This is a genomic window from Clostridium gasigenes (assembly GCF_900104115.1).
Classification (GTDB): Bacteria; Bacillota; Clostridia; order Clostridiales; family Clostridiaceae; genus Clostridium; species Clostridium gasigenes.
Genome location: NZ_FNJM01000001.1, coordinates 483,571 through 505,880, shown reverse-complemented (window position 1 = coordinate 505,880; position 22,310 = coordinate 483,571). Strand labels below are relative to the sequence as shown.

General features: G+C 27.1%; 15 protein-coding genes and 1 riboswitch. All 15 genes read right to left on the bottom strand.

Annotated elements, in window-relative coordinates; translation table 11 throughout:
- Positions 1–88: 88 nt before the first annotated feature.
- The 15 genes from BLS77_RS02405 to BLS77_RS02335 all read right to left on the bottom strand — a co-directional run bounded on the left by BLS77_RS02405 (position 89) and on the right by BLS77_RS02335 (position 22,199).
- A complete protein-coding gene (locus BLS77_RS02405; RefSeq protein ID WP_089965436.1) occupies positions 89–2,254 on the bottom strand; it encodes a type IA DNA topoisomerase in 2,166 nt (721 codons plus the stop codon).
- 80 nt (positions 2,255–2,334) lie between these two features.
- Complete coding sequence (locus BLS77_RS02400) at positions 2,335–2,901, bottom strand: TspO/MBR family protein (RefSeq protein ID WP_089965433.1); 567 nt, start codon at positions 2,899–2,901, stop codon at positions 2,335–2,337.
- A 190-nt stretch (positions 2,902–3,091) separates the two neighbouring features.
- On the bottom strand, positions 3,092–5,107 hold the full coding sequence (locus BLS77_RS02395; RefSeq protein WP_089965430.1) for a sensor histidine kinase: 2,016 nt from the start codon (positions 5,105–5,107) through the stop codon (positions 3,092–3,094).
- Positions 5,108–5,111: 4 nt separating this feature from the next.
- Positions 5,112–7,040, bottom strand: a complete 1,929-nt coding sequence (locus tag BLS77_RS02390) for a sensor histidine kinase (protein WP_089965428.1) — start codon at positions 7,038–7,040, stop codon at positions 5,112–5,114.
- 243 nt (positions 7,041–7,283) lie between these two features.
- On the bottom strand, positions 7,284–9,323 hold the full coding sequence (ptsG, locus tag BLS77_RS02385) for a glucose-specific PTS transporter subunit IIBC (RefSeq protein WP_089965425.1): 2,040 nt from the start codon (positions 9,321–9,323) through the stop codon (positions 7,284–7,286).
- 548 nt (positions 9,324–9,871) lie between these two features.
- A complete protein-coding gene (locus BLS77_RS02380) occupies positions 9,872–11,644 on the bottom strand; it encodes an ABC transporter ATP-binding protein (RefSeq protein WP_089966506.1) in 1,773 nt (590 codons plus the stop codon).
- A gap of 15 nt (positions 11,645–11,659) precedes the next feature.
- The gene (locus tag BLS77_RS02375; protein ID WP_089965423.1) at positions 11,660–13,396 is read right to left on the bottom strand and encodes an ABC transporter ATP-binding protein; all 1,737 of its coding nucleotides are present in this window, start codon (positions 13,394–13,396) and stop codon (positions 11,660–11,662) included.
- Positions 13,397–14,063: 667 nt separating this feature from the next.
- Positions 14,064–14,744 (bottom strand): pseudouridine synthase, encoded by a 681-nt coding sequence (locus tag BLS77_RS02370; RefSeq protein ID WP_089965420.1) that lies wholly within the window; start codon positions 14,742–14,744, stop codon positions 14,064–14,066.
- A 56-nt stretch (positions 14,745–14,800) separates the two neighbouring features.
- Positions 14,801–15,568 carry a MerR family transcriptional regulator gene (locus tag BLS77_RS02365; protein WP_089965417.1) on the bottom strand — a complete coding sequence of 256 codons (768 nt, stop codon included), beginning with the start codon at positions 15,566–15,568 and terminating at the stop codon, positions 14,801–14,803.
- A 221-nt stretch (positions 15,569–15,789) separates the two neighbouring features.
- Positions 15,790–16,437: a DedA family protein gene (locus BLS77_RS02360; protein WP_089965416.1), complete on the bottom strand. Its 648-nt coding sequence runs from the start codon at positions 16,435–16,437 to the stop codon at positions 15,790–15,792.
- Between the two features lie 164 nt (positions 16,438–16,601).
- Positions 16,602–17,561, bottom strand: coding sequence for a TRM11 family SAM-dependent methyltransferase (locus tag BLS77_RS02355; protein ID WP_242873914.1), 960 nt, complete (start codon positions 17,559–17,561; stop codon positions 16,602–16,604).
- 101 nt (positions 17,562–17,662) lie between these two features.
- The gene (locus BLS77_RS02350; RefSeq protein ID WP_167867116.1) at positions 17,663–18,145 is read right to left on the bottom strand and encodes a flavodoxin domain-containing protein; all 483 of its coding nucleotides are present in this window, start codon (positions 18,143–18,145) and stop codon (positions 17,663–17,665) included.
- Between the two features lie 88 nt (positions 18,146–18,233).
- Positions 18,234–20,006: a tetratricopeptide repeat-containing diguanylate cyclase gene (locus BLS77_RS02345; protein ID WP_089965410.1), complete on the bottom strand. Its 1,773-nt coding sequence runs from the start codon at positions 20,004–20,006 to the stop codon at positions 18,234–18,236.
- A gap of 177 nt (positions 20,007–20,183) precedes the next feature.
- Positions 20,184–20,269: riboswitch (cyclic di-GMP riboswitch) on the bottom strand.
- Between the two features lie 114 nt (positions 20,270–20,383).
- A complete protein-coding gene (locus BLS77_RS02340; protein ID WP_089965407.1) occupies positions 20,384–20,728 on the bottom strand; it encodes an FMN-binding protein in 345 nt (114 codons plus the stop codon).
- Between the two features lie 49 nt (positions 20,729–20,777).
- On the bottom strand, positions 20,778–22,199 hold the full coding sequence (locus BLS77_RS02335; protein ID WP_089965405.1) for a flavocytochrome c: 1,422 nt from the start codon (positions 22,197–22,199) through the stop codon (positions 20,778–20,780).
- Positions 22,200–22,310 lie beyond the last annotated feature (111 nt).

The following is a 22,310-nucleotide window of genomic DNA, read 5'->3' as shown; positions in this document are numbered from 1 at the left end:
AGACTAGAAGTTAGATTTTTCTAACTTCTAGTCTTATTTATTTTCAGATTCCTTACTCAGATATTTTCTTTCAAGCACCTAAGTTTTTTTACTGTATAAATTCTATTTTCCAATTAAAATATCCACTTTCTTCATTTTTCTCATACCTAAAATATGCACTAAAGGTATTTCCCTTTTTACTTTTTAAATTTCTAAATCCTACTTTTCCATTTTTCAAAAGCAACTCAACCATTTCTTTGGTTACGGTTTTATTAAATGAAGTTATATACTTATCATCTTTCCAAATGGTATATTTACATCCGTTTTTCCAATTAGAGCATCCAAAACTTTTTTCGCCTTCTATAACAGAATTTTGGCAAATTGGACACTTCCCTATTTCTTCTGCACCTTTTGGCAGTTCTACTTTAAATTTATGAAGTAGTGAATTATCATTTTTTATTGCTTCAACAGAACTTCTTGTAAATTCACATATTAAGTTCATAAAATCTTCTTTCTTAAACTTACCTCTTTCTATATCAGATAATGTCTTTTCAAGTCTACCTGTATATTCTAAATCTAAAAGTTCTTTTGCTGGAAAAATCTCTACTATTGTTCTACCTAGTTCTGTAGTAATTAAATTTTTCCCTTTTGTGTTTATATATCCTATATCATTAAGTTTCTTTATTGTTTCTGCTCTAGTTGCTGGAGTTCCTATACTAAATCCACTTAATATAGCATTCATCATTTCTTCTGAATCTGAATCTTCTCCATCCTTAAAACTCTTACCACAGGTTTCCATAACTCTAAGCAATGTTTTTTCAGTATGATTTTTAGGTGGTTTCTTAGTTACTGTGTTTACTTTACTATTTGTAACTAAAAGGCTTTCATTTTTTTCTACTAAAGGTAATATAGTATCTTTAGTTTCTATTTTTTCAACTACTCTCCATCCCTCTACTATCTGAACCTTACCTTTTGCTATAAATTCACCTGGTATTTTTTCATTATGAACCTTTAATACTATTTTAGTTTCTTCAAACTCTGCCACAGGCATAAATTGCATTATAAATCTATTTTTAATAGCAGTATATACTTGATCTTCTTCTTTGCTTAAATTATTTGGTTTAACATAAGTTGGCGTAATAGCACTATGACTCTCAACCTTAGAACTATCAAAAACTCTTTTGGTTTTTACAAACTTAATTTGATCCTCATAAGGTAACCCCTTCTTTAAGGTGTTTAAAACCTTTTTAGCTTTGTCTTCTAAACTCTCATCTAAAACAACACTTGCAGTTCTTGGATATGTTATAAATTTCTTTTCATATAGTACTTGTGCTACTTTAAGAACCTTATCTGAAGTCCATCCTTTATATTTACTTGTTATGTAACCCTGTAAATTTGAAAGGTTAAATAGCGCTGATGGATATTCTCTCTTTTTTTCTATTTCTTTATCAATGACTACTCCGCTTTTTTCTTTTAGCTCCTTGCTAATTAAAGTTAGATATTCTTTTTCATCAAATTTTTCACTATTCTTTTCATAATATAAACTTTCAAATTCTATATTACTTTTAGACTTAAAATTAACTGCTAATTTATAATATGTAGTTGCTTCAAAATTTTCTATTTCTTTATCTCTATCATAAATAATTTTTAATGTTGGAAGCAAAACCCTTCCAATATTTATTATTTTATTATCTCCAAATCCATATCTTAATGTGGCAACAGAAGTTAAATTAATCCCTATAATCCAATCTGCTAATTGTCTTCCAATTCCGGCATCTTGAAGTGGTTGCATTTCACTATTAGGCTTTAAATTTGCCATGCCCTTTTTAACCTCATCTTCAGTCCACTCATTAAGAAGTATTCTGTATATAGGTTTTTTCACTTCATAATGTATAAATAATTCATCTGAAATAACTTGCCCTTCACGGTCAAAATCTGTTGCAGAAATTATTCCATCTACATCATTTCTATCAATTAACCCTTTTATAATATTTAATTGTTTTTCTGCACCTTTATCTACAGTAGCTCTATTGCTACTATCTTGCTTTATTTTATATTTAAAGTCTTCAGGAATAAATGGAAACTTATCCATTCTCCACCCCTTCATACTTTCATCATAATCTTTAGCATCAAATAATTGTAATAAATGACCAAAGGCCCAAGTAATTAAATATTCTTCACCTTCAAAATATCCATCTTTTCTATTCTTAATTTTAAAAGCATCTGCAATATTTTTGGCAACAGAAGGTTTTTCTGCGATTATAACTTTTTTCATTAGCACTTACCCCCATTCGCTCTTAACAATAAAATAAACCTTCTAAAAAGAAGGCTTACTTTATTATACTATATTTTTTCTTACATTTCATTAAGAACCCAGATAAAAAAGTTTAATACTCCAGCATATGCTACCCATATTAAATATGGTATTAGTAAAAGTCCTGCTATTTTATCAACTTTTATAAACTTTATAAAAGTTATTAATATGAGAACAAGTAAAATTATAAGTACTATAAATGAAATTCCATATAACCTAAATGTAAAAAATATAAAGCTCCACAGAAAATTAATCATTAACTGTAGTAAATAAAAGAAATACCCCCCCTTATCATCTGCTCCTTGCTTGTTTCTCATAAATATTCTATAAGCTGCAATTCCCATTAATATATAAAGCATTGTCCAAACTATGGTAAAAACTATTGCTGTTGGAGTAAAAAATGGTTTTTTTAACATTTCATATGTATCTATTGTATTCCTATTTAAATATCCTACAACAAATCCACCTAAAACAGGAATTAAAATATTTATTAAAAGAGGGATTATTTTAAATTCTCCATTTACTTTAAATATATTAAACTTTCTTTTTTTCTTAAGGGGCCTTGGTACTTTAGGTATTTTTACTTTATCTTTATTTTGTTTTTTCATACTTCACCTCAACAATGGATCTTTTTAAAAATAACTAGTCAGATTTTGGTCTGTTTTGGCTTACGCCTTATCACCATAACCTTTACATAGGCATAGACTAATTGTTTTTTAGATACCTTAACACATATATATGTTAACACTTTGCAGAGTATGCATATTGTCTTATTATTTTCATTTGTCTCCCTTATTCCTAATTGAAATATATGTCAGAGAATTCTATATTAACTTTTTCTTGTAAATTTTGTTCATTGTTATCTAACTTAACCTCCCAAGGTTCTCCTGAAAATTTAAAAGGAAATCTTATATCAAACATATTCCCACTTTTAACATTGGAATTCATTTGTATAGTTCCTTCATTTAATTCAACTAGTTTCTTAGTAAGGTATAAACCAAGTCCACTTCCCTCTGATGGTCTTGCTAAAGAACTATCTAACTTGGTAAATTTTTCAAAAATAATTTTCTTTTTTTCTTCAGGAATTGGTGGTGCATCGTTTCTAACAAAAATTCTAACTCCACGCCTACCACTTTTGATTATAACATCAATATTGCCGCCAACTTTACCATATTTTAAAGAATTTGAAAGTATATTTAACATTATTCTTTCAATATGTTCCTTATCACATGCTATGTATATCTCTTCTAAATCCGTATCAAATACTAATTTATTATCCATTAAAATCATATATTTATTACAGGCTAAAACTACCGCTTCAACAATACCAACAATATTATATACTTTTATATTAGGTTCCAAAAAACCTTCTGATATCCTATTAGTATCTATAAAATTATTTGCAGTCCTTATAAGCCTTAAGCAATTTCGTCTAATAATATTATTATTTCGAATCATTTTCTCTAATTTATTATCATTAAGCATTAGATTATTTAATTGCAACCCTGAATTAATAACATTAATCGGAGTTCTTAATTCATGAGATATATTAGAATAAAATTCATCTTTAATAGTTTCCATATCCTTTGCTTTATCTCGCTTTTGTCTAAGTTGTTGCAGTTCATCTAATCCCGTTATATTACTAATTAGCAATACCTTTCCTGTATCACTTGTATTTTTCAAGGTTAAAGTAATATTATTTTCCTCTTTTTCTTTATTTGCAATAATAAAATCCTTAATAAATCCTTCATTTATTTTATGATCTTCTATTCCTACATTTGTTAATAATTTCAATATATATTTTAATTCTTTTTTTATAACTTCTCCAGTTAATTCATGAAATACATATTCTCGTCCATTTTCATTTATATACATTAAAATATTATTTTCAAAAATTAATATTCCATCAGATATACTTTCTATTATCTCTTCATACCTTTGTTCACTCTTTTTAATATTCATTCTAGATTCTCTTAACCGTCTCTCTTTTTTCATTAAGCTATTATTCATAGATTTTCTAGTTTTTTGAATAATTATAAGCTTATCTAAAGTCTCTCTATAACTATTACTTAACAACTTTTTTTCTACATATCTATATGCTAACCAATAAATTATTACTCTGCATATACTTTGTAGATAACTTATATCTGTAACTAAAACAATTCCTAAACATTTTTTTATATTATAAACGGGAATAAATAATGTTATTTTAACTAACCACCGCTTGTCTTCCTTATATGTTATATTTTTATCTCTTAATATTAACCCTATAGTAACTATAGTTAAACATATAATCGATATAATTATTACATACCTATATTCACTACTTAAATATTCTATGATTTTCTTTTCTATTATAACGTCTGATAGTATAAATAATATAATTAGACTTCCTAAAAAAATAATATTGCTTAATAAAAACCCCAATTTTTTTTTATATAATATTACTGAATATATTATAATTACAAACTCAAACCAACTAATAGTAATGCTTACTTTTAATTGTAGACTGGATGATACATTAGTTGCCTTTAAAAATATCTCAACAAAATTAATAATTCCTAAATATAAAAAGCCTATTCCTATATATTTAACAAAATCATTTTTTATATTAGGTATTTTAGAATAAACTATTATACTTATCAATAATGCCAATGTAGCACATATTATTTTTATTAAGGTACTAAAATCATTTTTTGATTCTCCTTTAAAATATAAAATCGATAACATTATAATTACAAGTATCCATAAATTATTTAATAGCCCCTTATCTAAAACCTTGTCCCTTTTCACAGTTTTTTTATGTAATTCCATAAAATTACTCCTTACAAAATTTCATAGTAAATTTACTTCCCTTTCCAAGTTTACTATCAACCCAAATTTCTCCTTTTTGTAAATTAACTAAATTATATACTACATATAATCCAACCCCCGTCCCTTGCACATTTGCATATGATGCTTGTAGTTTCATAGAATATTTATCAAATGCTTGTTTTGCAAACTTTTCATCCATTCCACTACCCGTGTCTTCTACACTTATAAATATATTTTTTTCATTATTATTTACTGATATATTAATATATCCCTGCTCTGGAGTGAATTTTATAGCATTTGAAACTAAATTTAATATTATCCTTTCCATAAGTTCTCCATCGTATTTCATATATACTTCCTCTTCATATGTATCAAATATAATATTTATTTTTTTTAGTTTTGCATATTCTACTAATGAAGCTACTCTATCCTCTATGAATTCTACTATATTTCCTAATGTCAGTATTGGATTTACATATTCAGAACTTATTTTACTTATATCTATTATATTGTTAGTTAACTTTATTAGAGTTAAACAATTTTGTTTTGATATTGAGTTATACTTTTTAACACCTTCAATATCATTATTTATAATTAGTAAATTTTCTAATTGTGTAGCTGAATATATTACATTTATTGGTATTTTAAAATCATGAGATACATTTGATAAAAAATTCTTTTTAATATTATCATTAATTTTTTTTCTTTCTATTTCATCTTTGATTTTTTCTATTTTTATTTTTTCCGTTATATCTTCAAAAATCATTGTAATCTCTTCTTTGTTTTTACTATAATTACTTAATCTTATTTCTAATTGCTTTCCACTATTTAAAATGGTATTTCCAAAATACAACTCCTCTCTATTAAGATTATTTAAATCTTCATAATTAAAATATAGGTTAACAACATTTTGTATTTTTTTATTTAATATCTTTCTAATATTATTAACCTCTATTAACTTCTGAAAATCAGCATTACAATACATAATTCTATTATTCGCTGTACTTACTATTATTATAGCTTTAGATAATGAATTTAAAAGATTTCTATATTTTTTTTGCTTTTTCTCCATCTCTATTTCAGATTTTTCTAATTCTTCATTTCTAATTATTATCTCATAATTAATTTCTTCTAATCTTTTATTTATACTATGTATATCTTTAAAAATAAAACTATACATATTTTTAGCTATATTATTTATTATTTCTGTTATAAATACTATGAATACAGCAAATTTTATTGCCTCTACAAATGAATATAGTATATTAAAATTAAAAACTTTTAATATCTTCATTGCATTAACGCAAATAAAGCAAACTATAATATTGACTTTAAATATATTTATTTTTTTATTTATTATTAATTTCTCTTTAAAAGTATTTTTCATGGCCATAAATAACATTATTTCTACAATAACATTATAAACTATTAAAATAGTTATATTATTTTTAAACCAAAAGTTACTTAATAAATTTAACAATATTATAATAGTTAGAATTATTTTATATTCAATTATAATTGATCTACTATTTTTATATTTATATTTAGATAATATATAATAAAGTATATATATATAAATACTCCCCTGATCCACATTATTATTTTCAGCTGAAAAACTTAATAAATAGTTTATTAAGTTCAAATCCACTAAGGGAACAAGTTGCAACACAAATACACTTATCATTATTATAATATTAATTTTAACAATTTTTTGTATAGGTTTTGGATTTATATTATCGCTATGAGTTATAAATATTAATAAAGTTATAACAACTAACAACTTTATAACTTGTAGAATCATATTATATAATTCCCATTTTTTTATAAAAAGCATAATAACAGCTATCAAAAATAAATTCCAGGCAAATATACTTTTTATAAATTCACATTTTTCTTGATAATGAATTTTATATCCATCGCATTCTGTATCCATAACTCCCCCCTCATTGTATATTTTACCTTATTTTCTATATAAAATGAAGATTTTCGACATTTTTTTTAATTATATATATATATAATTAAAAATAGAGTGCTATTTATAAAATTAGCACTCTATCTTACTTACTTATTCAATTATATAAGGTATATTAAAAAAAATATCAATCTAATATGTTAATATATTTAATCATTTACTTGTTATTCTTTTTAAATTTCTAAAATAACCTGTCTCTCTAGTCTACTTTTTAGTTCTTAGAATACATGCCACATCTTTTCCAGCTTTTACATCTCCTAAATTTATCTGAACAACTTGATTTTCATTTAAATTTGAAAATACTATTGGAGTGATAATAGATGGCACCTTTTCTTTAATCATCTTAAAATCAACTTCCAAAAGTTTATCTCCAGCTTTTACTTTATCTCCTTGTTTTACAAAAGCCTTAAATCCTTCTCCATTTAATTTAACTGTATCTATACCAACATGAATTAATAGTTCTAATCCTTCAGCTGTTACCATACCAATTGCATGTTTTGTTGGAAACAGTATCGCTATCTCTCCATCTACTGGTGCCACTACTATGTTATCTTTTGGTTCAATAGCAAAACCATCACCCATGATTTTTTCTGCAAACACCTTATCTGGAACTTCTTCTAGTTTCACTATTCTTCCTGTTAAAGGTGCTATTATATTACTTGGAATTTTTTCAAGTCCTTTATTTGCTTGTTCTTTGTATGTTACTATATCTTCTGCCAAAATAACTGGTGTTTTTCCTGACATAACATCCTTAATTTGACCCTTTAGAATATCTGATTTTGGACCAAATATCGCTTGAATATTATTCCCAATTTCCATAACTCCAGCAGCTCCAAGTTTTTTAAGCCTATCTTTATTAACTTTATCCTTATCATTTACTATAACTCTAAGTCTGGTAATGCAAGCGTCTAAATTATTAATATTTTCTTTTCCCCCTAAAGCTGCAAGAACATTAACTGCTAAAGAATTTTTTATTGTATCTTCAATAGTATCATCTTCTAATACATCTTCTCTACCAGGAGTTGCTAAATTGAACTTCCTAATAAAGAACCTAAATCCGAAATAATAAAGTACCGCAAATACAAGTCCTACTGGTATAACAAGCCACCATCTTGTTCTATTTGGAATTACTCCAAATAGAACATAATCTATTATACCTCCGGAGAAAGTTAGCCCTATTTTTACATTTAATATTTGCATTATCATAAATGATAGCCCTGCAAATACACAATGAACTGCAAATAATAAAGGTGCAACAAATAGGAATGCAAACTCTATCGGTTCTGTAATTCCTGTTAGAAACGAAGTTAATGCTGCTGAGAATAATATTCCAGCTGCAACTTTTTTATTTTCTGTTTTCGCTTCACTGTACATAGCTGCTGCTGCTGCTGGCAACCCAAACATCATAAAAGGGAATTTACCTGTCATAAATGTACCTGCTGTAAATGGTACTCCATCCCTTAATTGAGCCATAAATATGTTTTGATCTCCAAGAATTAATTGTCCTGCCTTATTTGTGTATTCTCCAAATTGATACCAGAATGGATTATACCAAATATGATGTAATCCAAATGGAATTAATGCTCTTTCAATTAATCCAAATATAAATGCTGCCAATGTTTGATTTGTATCTATCATACTCCTTGAAAAACCTAACAATGCATTTTGAATTGGTGGCCATATAAATGTCATAGCCACTCCCAATATAACTGCTGATGCTGCTGTTACAATTGGTACAAATCTTTTACCTGCAAAGAATCCTAAAAATGCCGGTAATTCAATAGTATAGAACCTCTTATATAATGCCGAAGCAATAATACCTATAATAATACCACCAAATACCCCCGTTTGCAGTGTTGGAATTCCAAGTACCATTGCATACATTGGGTTTCCTTTAACTACGTCTGCAGTAACACCTGCCGCTATACCCATAGTTACACTTAAAATTAGAAACCCAACTATTGCTGCAAGCCCCGCAACTCCATCTCCATCACTTAATCCAATAGCTACGCCAACTGCAAAAATCAGAGGTAGATTACCAAAAATAACATCCCCTGATTGTGCCATTATTGTGGCTACAGTTTGAAACCAATCTGCTCCCAATGCTGGAACTCTTACTAAAAAATCTGGATTTTGAAACATTGTACCAATCCCAAGTAATAGCCCTGCTGCTGGTAATAATGCAACTGGTAACATTAAAGCTTTACCTATTCTTTGTAAAACGCCAAAAAGTTTTTTTCCCATATTATTAATACTCCTTTCTTTAATTCTTCTTAAAAACAACTATTATGATAGCTTGTTTTTTTGATATATTTCCGTATATATCTTATATACATTACTATTTTCTCTAATTTTCTTTATAATAACCTTAAATTCTACTTGTAAATAATAGAAATATTTTGCACTACTATCTTAAAACATAAAAAAATACCTAAGCCTACTATTAAATATAGTAGGCTTAGGTATTTTATTTTAGGCAATTGGAAAAAATAATAAATCAACTTGCTAGTTTGTTATTTTTTTCAAGTGACTTAACTCTATTTATTTTTATACTTTATTAATAATTATTTTTTTAAAGTTATGTAATCCTTCAAATGTTGGCTCAACACCTCTATTAAAACATTCTTCAACATAATCAATTAATACATATATACTCATATAAAATCTCTCCTTAGTCTTCATTTTTTTTATTATGTTTAATTATATGTATCAATTGTTTTATTATTCTCAACTAAAAAAATAAAGCACTCATATTTAAATAGTATGAGTGCCAAACTTTATTTTACTATACTTTAAGCTCCTTCATTTAAAAATTTATATTGAGCCATATAAAGATTATAATATAGTTCTTTCTTTTCTAACAATTCATTATGGCTTCCAGCTTCTACAATTTCACCATCTTCTACAACCATTATTTTATCGCAATCTCTTATAGTTGATAATCTATGAGCGATAACAAAAGAGGTTCTCCCTTGTAGTAATTTCTCTATTCCCCTTTGAACTAATTTCTCAGTTTGAGTATCAATATTAGAAGTTGCTTCATCAAGTATTAATATTCTTGGGTTAGCTAAAAGTGCTCTAGCAAATGAAACTAGTTGTCTTTGACCTAATGATAACCTTGAGCCTCTTTCATTAACCTCAGTGTTATATCCATTTTCTAATTTACTTATAAACTCATGGGCATTCACGGCTTTTGCCGCTAAAATAACTTCTTCATCAGTAGCATCAAGCCTTCCATATCTTATATTTTCCATAATAGTTGATGAAAATAGAAATGTATCTTGAAGCATTATTCCCATTTGGCTTCTATAAGACTCTAAATTAACATTTTTTATATTTTTATTATCTACTAAAATTTCACCAGAAGTTACATCATAAAATCTACTTAATAAAGAAACTATTGTAGACTTCCCAGCCCCTGTACTACCTACTAAGGCTATCTTTTCCCCTGAACTAACTTTAAAGTTAATATTTCTTAAAACTTCTGAATTCTTATTATAAGAAAAAGCTACATTTTTAAATTCAACATCCCCTTTAATTTCAGACATCTTTTCTGCACCTTCAACATTCTCAATATCTGGATTTATATCTAAAATATCAAATATTCTATCTGCTGCTGAAAAGTTTGTTATTAAAGTATTATAAAAGTTAGATAAATTCATTATAGGTCTCCAAAACATTCCCGTGTACATAGAAAATGCAATTAATGTACCTATTTGTATTTCTCCACTAAGAATTAATTTATATCCCACTGCAAAGACTATTACAATTCCCATTCCCCAAGATAATTCAACTAATGGCCAAAATAAATCATTAAGTCTTACAGCTCTATTAAATGATTTTTGTTGATCTTTAACTAATTCTGCAAATTTTTCTTCTGTGTAATCTTCTTTAGCAAAAGATTGAACTACTTTAACCCCTGAGAATTCTTCATGAGTAAATGCATTTAAATTTGAACGTTTGTTTCTATACACTTCCCATCTTCTTCTTGAATATGTTTCTATTACAAACATAGCCAAAGCTAAAAATGGAAGTAATGTTATACAAGCAAGTGCTAGTTTCACATTTAATATAAGCATTACTATAGCTACAAAAACTAAATTTAATAATTCTGGTATTAAAGATTGAATACTTTGATCAAATAGGTTCTTAAGAGTATTAACATCCCCAACTACCCTTGCTAATATTTTCCCTACAGGTCTATTATCAAAAAAATCAAAAGAGAGTTTTTGTATATGCGAATATAGTTCATGTCTTATATTAACTAATATATTATTTGTTATTTCAGATATCATTTTCCATCTTATTCTTGAAATTACCCAAGATATTAAATTAATAACTACTAATAAGAACCCAATTTTAAGTAGTCCTCTTATATCATTATTAGCTACATTGCTATCTATAGCAATTTTTAACAAATATGGGTTTATTACTCCGCAAAGTATTACAAATAACATTAAAAATATTACTACTATCGATTTCCATTTATATGGTTTAAGATATACTAATAGTCTTTTTATAAGTTCGCCTTTGCCTCTTCTTGTAATCTTTTCATCTGAATTCATTGTATTTTTACCCAATTATATCACCTCTTTTTTAATTGTCTCAAAATCCTTAAATTGTTCACAATATATATCATAATATGCTCCCTTTTTTTGAAGCAACTCTTTATGATTTCCTTTTTCCTTTATTTGTCCATCTTCAATATATATTATTATATCCGCATTTTTCACTGCTGAAATTCTATGAGCTATAATAAATGTTGTACAAGTTTTTTCTCTATTATTTAAATTAGTTAATAAAGTTTGTTCCGTTTCTGTATCTAATGCAGATGTTGAATCATCTAAAATTAACAAAGATGCATCTCTAAGCAAAGCTCTTGCAATAGCTATTCTTTGTTTTTGTCCTCCCGATAATCCAAGACCTCTTTCTCCTATTTCTGAATTAAAACCTTCTTCAAGATTTTCTATAAAATCTAAACAACAAGCTGCTCTGCAAATATTAATCACATCTTCTTCACTAGCTTTATCACTACTAAATTTAATATTATTTATTATAGAATCTGAGAAAAGAAATGTATCTTGAGGAACAATTGCCATATGGCTTCTTAGCATGTTTAAGTTATAATCTTTAACATTTACCTTATCAACTAAAACCTCACCCTTGTATACATCATAATACCTTCCAATCAAATTTATCAAAGTAGATTTTCCAGAACCCGTTGTACCCATAATAGCCACTGTACTTCCACTAGGTACAATAAGATTTATATCTTTTAGAACATCTATATCATTATATTTAAATGTTACATTTTTAAATTCTATTTCACCTTTAATACTTTTTGCCTCATATCCATATTTCTTACTTACAACTTTTGATTCTCTATCTATTATGGCAAATATTTTTTTAGCTGATGCTGAGTTTCTTGATAAAATATCTGTTAAATATCCTAACATCCTCATTGGCCAAATTAAGTTCCAAATGTATCCACTAAAAGCCACTAACACCCCTAATGTAATTTCTTCATTTATTACAAAATACCCACCTAAAATTATCATTATTACAAGAGATATATTTGTTAAAAACTCTATAGGTGGAAAATATTTTCCTACGATCTTTGCTTGTTGAATATTTAAATCATAATAGGATCTATTCATTTTCAAAAACTTTGTTACTTCATGTTTTTCTCTTGCAAAGGCTTTAACTAGCCTAACCCCTGCTATATTCTCTTGTGCAGTAGTATTTATTTCTGCTGTTTTATCACTTATTTTCCCATAGCACTCACCAAACTTTTTTTCAAGTTTAATTGCAATAAATCCTATTGGTATCATAATTACAACACAAGCTAATGCTAATTTCCAATTAAGATAAAAAAGAATTATTGTAGATAAAACAAAATATAATATATTTTCTACAAATAACCTTAATCCAAATCCAATTGTTTGCCATATATTTTCTGCATCTTCTCCAATTCTTGTCATTAACTCTCCAGTATTCATTTCATCAAAATATTTAAATTCTAACCCTTGAATATGATTAAAAATATCTTTCTTTATTTCAGCGTGAACTTCACTACTAGTAATATCGTAAAGATACTCTTTTAAATACCCAAGTATAGCTTTCACTATTGATATTAATAAAAAAGCTACTATAATTGGTATAATAACAGTGGTATCTCCACCTGTAATACCTTCATCTAAAAATATTTTTTGAAGATATGGTACACATAAATCTATCCCAATTATTAATATCATAGATAAGCTTCCAATTATCAAACTAACCTTATGTCTTAAGACATATTTTAATACTCTAAACATACGCTCTTCCCCCTCTTTATTCTGTTTACTTCTATAAGTCATTTTTTTGAAACAACCTATTTTCTACTTAGAATCAAAAAAGGTCATGGATTCACCATGACCTTAAACTATATTAAAGAGTATATTTTCATTTCAAGTAAATTTCATCTAAAGCCAAGAATCACTTAATATACATCTTAAAATATAAAATAATAAAAGGTCATGAGCAATAGCCCATAACCTTTGTTTTTTCAAAAGCTAAATTATAATAAAACCTAAAGCTAATTAGCTTTATACTCTACTATTGAGATAGGGCTATAAATATTTCTCACATTATATAATTTTTTATTTTTATTGTTTGTTCTTTTAATTCCAAACATTAAATCCAACATAATCCTACCTCCTTACTATTTTTTGTAATTTTTATATTTCAAACTACTATCTTAGTATATTGTATATTATTGTATTTTGTCAATATATTTTCTATATTTTCTATATTTTTATTTTAATTGCATAGTAGCAGTATCGAAAAGTCTATAAAAATATATAACTCATCTAATTCCATATTTATGATATTCTATTTTCAACCTTTTCAGATATGCTACTTTCATTTCCTATTAAAAAATCTTCAAAAAAATAGCTACTTGACTCACAGATACATGTCCTTTAAGATAATGAAAGATTTGTATTAACACTTTCTAAGTTCTAATATTTCTTCCTCTGTAAGATTTCTCCACTTACCATTTTCTATACCATTAATTTTTATATTCATAATTCTAATACGCTTAAGACCTATAACAGTATATCCAAAAACTTTACTCATTCTACGAATTTGTTTATTAAGTCCTTGCGTTAAAATAATTTTAAAAGTATCCTCATTAACTCTAGTAACTTTGCAAACTCTTGTTAAAGTTCCAAGAATGTTTACTCCCTCAGCCATTCCTTTTATAAATTCATCATCAAAAGGCTTATTAACAGTTACTATATATTCTTTTTCATGTTCATTTTCTGATTCTAAAATTTTATTTGCTAGGTCTCCATCATTTGTCATTAATATTAATCCTTGAGATTCTTTATCTAGTCTGCCTACAGGAAATATATAGTCCTTATAATTCATAAAACTAATTATGTTATTTTGCACTGTCTTTTCTGCTGTACAAGTAATCCCTACGGGTTTATTTAATGCAATATAAATTTTTTCCTTAGGAGTAATAAGTTCATTATCAATAAAAACAACATCATCTTCCTCTACCCATTGCCCCTGTATGCAAAGTTCTCCATTTACTATTACTCTATTATCTTCAATAAATCTACTAGCTTCTTTTCTTGAACAAAAACCCATATTACTTAAAAGTTTATTTATCCTCATGTTAAAAATTCAATCCTTTATGGAACAATAAATATTCCTTATTTTATTTGATTAATTTATGATTGATTCGTTCCTGTATAAATTAAAATTGTATCTCTTAAAAATTCAGCTGCGCCTGGATTTTCTTTATCATAATAAGCTGTAAATCTTTCATCACATACATACATTTGTGCAATATTTGCATGAGCTTCTTTGCTATAAGTTCCCCAATAATAACACAACCATTTTTTATGCAGCTCTGCTACCCTCTGAGCAATTTCACTCTCTGGATTTCCAGTTTTAAAGGCTTCATTAAGATTTAAAGTAATCTCCTCTTCAAGTCTTGTAACTTCATCATGTTGCTCTTGCGTCATACCTTTTATTTTTTGATTTGATTTATTTACAGCATCATCACCATATTTGCTACGTATTTCACTCCCATATTTCTTTTCATTATCCGAAATCATTTTTTCTTTAAATCCCTCAAATTTTTCTTTATTTTTCATATTAATCCCTCCACTTTGAGAAACTATAGTTTTATCAACATTAGCTATTAACAAATCTAATTGTTCTCTTTTTTCTAGGAGCTTCCTGCGATGTTCTACTAATGCATTTCCTCCATCAAAGGTCGGTTCATTTATTATATTTTTTATATCATTTAATCCTAGTCCAAGCTCTCTATAAAATAATATTTGCTGCAACATATCAACTTCTGCTTGACCATAAATACGATATCCTGATGAATTAATTCTTGCTGGTCTTAGAATATCTATTTCATGGTAATACCTAAGGGTTCTAGTACTAATACCTGCTAACTTTCCTAATTTTTGCACCGTATATTCCACGCTGTCACCTCCTTATAATATAACTATATCCCTTTACGTAGGGTTAATGTCAACAGTTTATTTTAATTTAAGGCACTTGAAAAATAATTAATCAAGGCAGCAAATAGACTGTCGAATTGGATTGGTTTATTTTTCTGTAAATGCCTTAAATTAGTATCAATATTACAAACCCCGTGTACTTCACTTGTACATGGGGTTTTCTTGCCTTATTAATATAAATTTTAAACTTCAGTATTTTTAGACATCTTATGTTTAACCACTTCTACTATAGCTGGTAAAATAGATACAAATATAATTCCCAATACTACTATTGTAAAGTTTTCTTGTACAAATTTAATATTTCCAAAGAAATATCCTACTCCAGATACTAATAACCCCCAAAACACACCACCAATTGCGTTAAATAATAAGAATTCCTTATATTTCATATTAGTAACGCCAGCAACAAATGGTGCAAAAGTACGCACTATTGGAATAAACCTTGCAATTATAATTGTTTTACCGCCGTACTTGTCATAAAAAGAATGTGTTTTGTCTATATATGATTTTTTAATAAATCTATTCCCATTATTTATAAGTTTATCACCCAATTTATTTCCTATAAGATAATTAACTGCATCTCCTAATATAGCTGCTACTACAACTACTCCTATTAAGATAAATATGTTTAAAACTCCAAGACCTGCAAATGCTGCTGCTGCAAAAATTAAAGAATCACCTGGTAAAATAGGAGTAATTACTAATCCTGTTTCACAGAATATTATTAGAAATAACAATACATACGTTAACATTCCATAAGTATTTATGATTCCCTCTAAATATATATCTAAATGCATAAACACATCAATAAACCATTTTATCGCTTCCATTTTATCATACCTCTCTCTCTATACTCTAAAATGTAATTTTTTAATTGCATTTTAGATATTTTAACTTAAGTCCAGCTTAAATTCAACTTTAATTTTTAATATTCTACTTATACTAGATAAAAAAATAGTGCATTAAAAGTAATAATAACTTTTAATGCACTATTCTAATTACATATATTTATGTATCTTATAAAAGTTCCCTTAGCTAACGTACATTTATCAACAATATTAAATCCAGATGAAATTATTAAATCATCCATTTCTTCAAATGTAACAATAATAACCTTGTCTGCAATTCTTCGTGCAGTTTTTATAATATCTGTCTGATCTTTAAGTGTTGTATGTGTAAATATGCCATAAGGAATATCTACAATAGCTATATCAAATCTCTCTTCTATAGTATGCATGTCCCCTGTTGTTATAACCTCTTCAAAATTTAGAAACTCTAAATTTTTCTTAGCATTATTAGAAATACTTTTATTAATTTCATAACCTTTAATGTTAAGTCCCATTGAAAGTGCTTCTATAACAACTGTACCAATTCCACAACAAGGATCAATTATGCTACAGTTTAAATCATTACCTACCGCTATGTTAACTAATGATCTAGACATTCTTAAAGTTAATGAATTAGAATACGAATAAGGCTTTTTATCATGATTATACCATTCACAGTTATTTTTTTCGTATATTCCAAATATCCATTTGCCATCAACATTAGTTACTCCAAGGGTAACTTTGGGCTTATACATTTCTGATTCTCCTATAACAACTAATCCTATTTCTCGTACACTCCTAAGCCTTTCCTTATATCCAATGTCTCCACCTTCAATTTTTATATAACACACCTTAAAGTCATCATAAGCTAATTTATTATCTACAATTTTTTTCACTATATCTTCTAATGTATCTTCTGAATATATTACTGATATACTTTCTTTTACAAAAGGACTTCTTGATGGGTCCACATAATGATGCGAGAAAATATATTTATTTTCTGGGATTTTATTAAATAAAGATTTCATTTCTATATTACATAAATCTTTTTCATAACTTGGATAATTTACACTATAAAAATATTCTTTTATATCATTTGTTACTAATTGTTTAACTATTGTAAACACCTCTTTTTTATTTATATATAAGATTATATAGTTAATCCGTTAATTATGAAACCTATTCTTATTTTTCTTATTTTTTTCGTCTGACTAAGACCCTCTAAATACTATTTACTGTTTATTAAATTAGATAAATTTTCTATAGAATCATCTTTTAAATTAGAGCTACTTTCTAATTTACCTTTAACTATTTTCAATAATGTCTTCATAAAGAAATTTAACTTAGTAATGTCCATCTCTCCTCCAACAAAGGTTTTACATACTGCACTTTCTAATATTTTTTTCGGATAATTCATTTCCCATATTGCTTTTAACTTTTCCTCATCTTCTTCTCCTGCACACATATATAAGTAAGGTTTTTTAGCTATAATTTCAGATAAATTATTGTTTATCCATCTTTTCAACTCTTTAGGTATTTGTCCAATTTTAATTGATCCTCCAATTATAAGCTTATCTATTTTACTTAAATCTACGTTAGGTGAGGTTTTAATATTTACAAGGGTGACTTGCCCCTTTAATTTATCTTTAAGAATATTAGCAACCTTTTCAGACGTACCATAGTTTGTTCCGTATACAATAGTAATTTTCATAAATACCTCCATTAAATTCTTATTTTATTAGGCATATTAGTAAATACAAGAATACTAACTTGTTATTGTTTAGAGATGTAGTAAATAATTATCTATTAACAACTTTATTTTTTCCTTCTCTTTTTGCTTTATAAAGTAATTCATCTGCTTTTTTTATAACTAAGTCAAAACTTGTTTTATCCCATTCTTCAATACCTGCACTAAATGAAGCCTTCACATTATGTTCAAAGATTATATTATTAACATCTATTCTTATTTCATCTAATATTTCTTTTGCTTCATCCTTATCTTTACCTACAAATGCTATTATAAATTCCTCTCCGCCAAACCTAGCAATAATATCCTTACTATCTATGCTTTCTTTTAGTTTTTTTGCGATTTTTTTTAATATAACATCTCCAAAAATGTGCCCATAGCTATCATTTATATTTTTAAAGTTATCTATATCTATTATAGCCATAGAAAATTTGTTATTTTTATTTATTTCATCTAAAATAAGTTTTTCTCCATAAGCTCTAGTATTAATTTCAGTTAAATAATCAGTATTTGCTACTTTTTCCAGTATCTTTTCACTTTCATCTTTCTTTTTAATTAGAAAATCCATTCTTATAACCATTGCACTAAGTACAATTATCACTATACCTCCTATAATTATATTCCTTTTATCTGATTTTGATTCATTCTCTAAAAGCTCTAATGCGTTATTATTTAACTCATAATTTTTATTAATAATTTGTGATAATAATTCGTTTATATCTTTACTTTCACTTATTTTCTTTGATATATCATAAAAAATCTCATAGTATTTATTAATGTCTTCTTTTTTATCATTCTCTTTTAAAAATTTTATAAATTCATAAACACTAAGTTGTAAGTTATAATAATCTTCTAATTCATTATATAAGTTAATTGTTTTTTTATAATATTCTATTGCTAATTCATTTTGGTTTACTTTCGCATAATATTGTGCATAAACAAAATATGTGTTACTTATTCCATCAGAATCACCAACACTAATAAAAAACTCTTCAGATTTTTTTATCTGTTTAATAGCTACTTCAAATTCACCAAGCTTTACATTAGCAATTGCTAAATTTAAAATTACTGAATCTGCTGATTTATTTCCCTTTTCTTTATCATACATTAAGCGTATTTCATAACATTCTTCTGCATACTTTTTCATTAAATCTAAATCACTAATTTCTTCTGCATATATAGTTTTACTCATAGCTATTTTATCGCCTTTTGAAGCTTGTAACTGAGGAGTTAATTCTATTTCACATAGCTTATTATAATAAAGTTCTGCTTTATCAAATATTCCTAATTTCGAATATATACATAAAAGCATTGAATATACAAATGCTTCTGTATCTTTAAGTTCATCAGTTGTTAAAATTTCATTGCCACTTGAAGTAATTATTTGAATCAATTCACTTGTTTTTTGCAAACTTTCTGAATATTTACCTGTTTTAAACAGGGCCCATGCTAAATTTTCTTTCTCCTCAATTGAATAATATTCTCCCCCTTTAACTTTATTATAGTTTTCCACTGCTTCCTTCCCATATTTAATGATTTTTTCATCATCATTTTTCATTATATAAAATTGTACTAACGCTGAGGAATATACACCTTTTTTAAATGATTCTTCCTCTGTTTCAAGTAATTTTTTATATTTCTCTTCACTTTCCTCCATATTCTCATAAACAAACTTACATTCATTTATTCTTATTTTTAAGTTATTTTTAATTACTTCGCTATTTACTTCACCCTTAAAGTTCCTAGCTACTAATACTTTTAATATTACTATTATAAGTATTGATATTACTATTATTGATTTTTTTCTCCCCCTTAAATTACTCATTAGATACCATACCCCTTAAAATTTATAATTTATTTTAGTTATTTATTATCTAAAGTAAGACTGAGCTCATATATCTCTTATAAAAATAAAAAATTACCCCTTATTAAAAATAAAGGGTAATTCTAAAAACATATTTACATAGGTTTATATCTATTATAAAGTCCTTGCAAAAAGTCCTTTAGCAACTGGCTGGCATAGTTTTAAATCCCTTAGCCCCTTTAGCTTTGCGCCTCTAGATTTCTCTAAATTTGCCCATTGTTTTATATATTTAGTATATATATTATATCATATATTTAATATATATACTAAATATTAATATGAAAAATGCCTATAACAGATTTTTTAAAATCCATTATAGGCATAGTAAATTTTTTTCCCTATTTTACTGCTGTTTCTATTGCTTTATTAACAGCTTCTATTACTCCCTTTGATGAATTTGTAGCTCCTGATACAGCTTCTACACCTTCAACTGATTGTTTTTTTATTATTTCTGGAATTACGTTATCCTTAACTCCATCAACTAATGTTTTAGTTTCATTATGTTCAACTAATTTTATATCTGCTATTTTACCCTTTTGAACTGTTACTTCAACTTTTATTTTCCCTGAAGCACCTTGTCCCTCTCCAGTATAAGTACCATCATTATATTTTCCACCACCACATCCAACTAACATAGATGCTGATATTGCTATAGTTGCTAATATTGTAGTTATCTTCTTCATATTAAATCACTCCTAGTTATATTATCTCTATTCTAATATTTAAATGTTACTATTTTACAAATTCTGTTGCATTCTTTCCTGCTGTTCTACCAAATGTAACTATATCTGCTAAAGCATTTCCACCTAATCTGTTACCACCGTGTACGCCTCCAGTAACTTCTCCTGCTGCAAATAATCCTGGAATTACATTGTTTTCTGTGTTTAATACTTCTGCATTAGTATTTATCTTTAATCCACCCATTGTGTGATGAACTGCTGGTGTTACAAGTATTGCATAAACCTTACCTTCGTTTAATTGTCTTGGAAGGTCATCTCTTTTAAATTCCGAATCATTTTTAGCTACTACTGCATCATTATATTTTTTTACTGTTTCAGCCATTGTAGCTTTATCTAATGATAATTTTTCTGCTAATTCTTCTACTGTATCTGCTTCTGTAACTAATCCCATATTAAAATATTCTTCTGTAGCCTTTAAGCTTTTTCTTAAACCATCATCAAAGAATAAATATGCTACGCCATCTTTTTGTTCTAATATAGCCTTTGAAACAACATCTCTTGTTAATAATTCACTTGTGAATCTTTTACTATCTTTATTTATAAGTATTGCACCGTTACCTCTTACAGCTTCTGTTACCATTACTGCCTTTTCTGGTACAACAGTTGGATGAGTTTGTATTTCTACCATGTCAACTAGTGAAGCACCTGCTTTTTCTCCTAAAATAATACCATCACCAGTGGCACCATTATGGTTAGTTGTTGCAAATCCTTTTAGTTCTGGATTGTTTTTAACAACCATTTCTTGATTAGCTGAGAACCCACCAGCTGTTAAAACTACAGCTTTAGTTTTTATAGTGTATTCTTTACCATCTTTATTAGTTACTTTGATTCCTGAAACATTTCCTTCTTTATCTAAAACTATTTCCTTAGCATCATTCCATAATCTTAAATCTACATTTTCTTTTTCTGCTGCTATCTTTAAAGTATCAACTAGATGTGCTCCTACTGCAGCTCCACCTGTAGGTCTATGAGTTCTGTAATTTGTAGCTCCTGCCATTTTACCAACATCTGATAAATCTGCGCCTAAATCTGTTAACCACTTAACAGAATCCTTAGCTTCATTAGCTAATTTTTTAACTAATTCAGGGTTATTTTTTTCATATCCACCCTTCATAGTATCTTCTATCATAACTTCTACTGAATCTTCTATATTCTTAGCCTTTTGTTGTGGAGTTTCTGCTGCATTTAATCCACCAGTAGCTCTATTAGTGTTTCCACCAACCATCGGCATTTTTTCTAAAAGAACAACATTTTCTAATCCATCTTGTTTTGCTTGAACCGCTGCTGATAAACCAGCACCACCTGCTCCTATAATTACAATATCTGCAGTTTCTGTCTTGCTACCACAACCAATTAATGCTGTTGGTACAAGTATTGCAACTGTCATTACTAACGCTAAAATTTTCTTTTTCATAAGTGTATCCTCCTAATTAATATTATTAATTTGTTTTAGGCACTCTAAAACAATAATATACTAGTAAATCAGTATATTATTTTTTCAAAAGTGACTTAGACCATATAGACC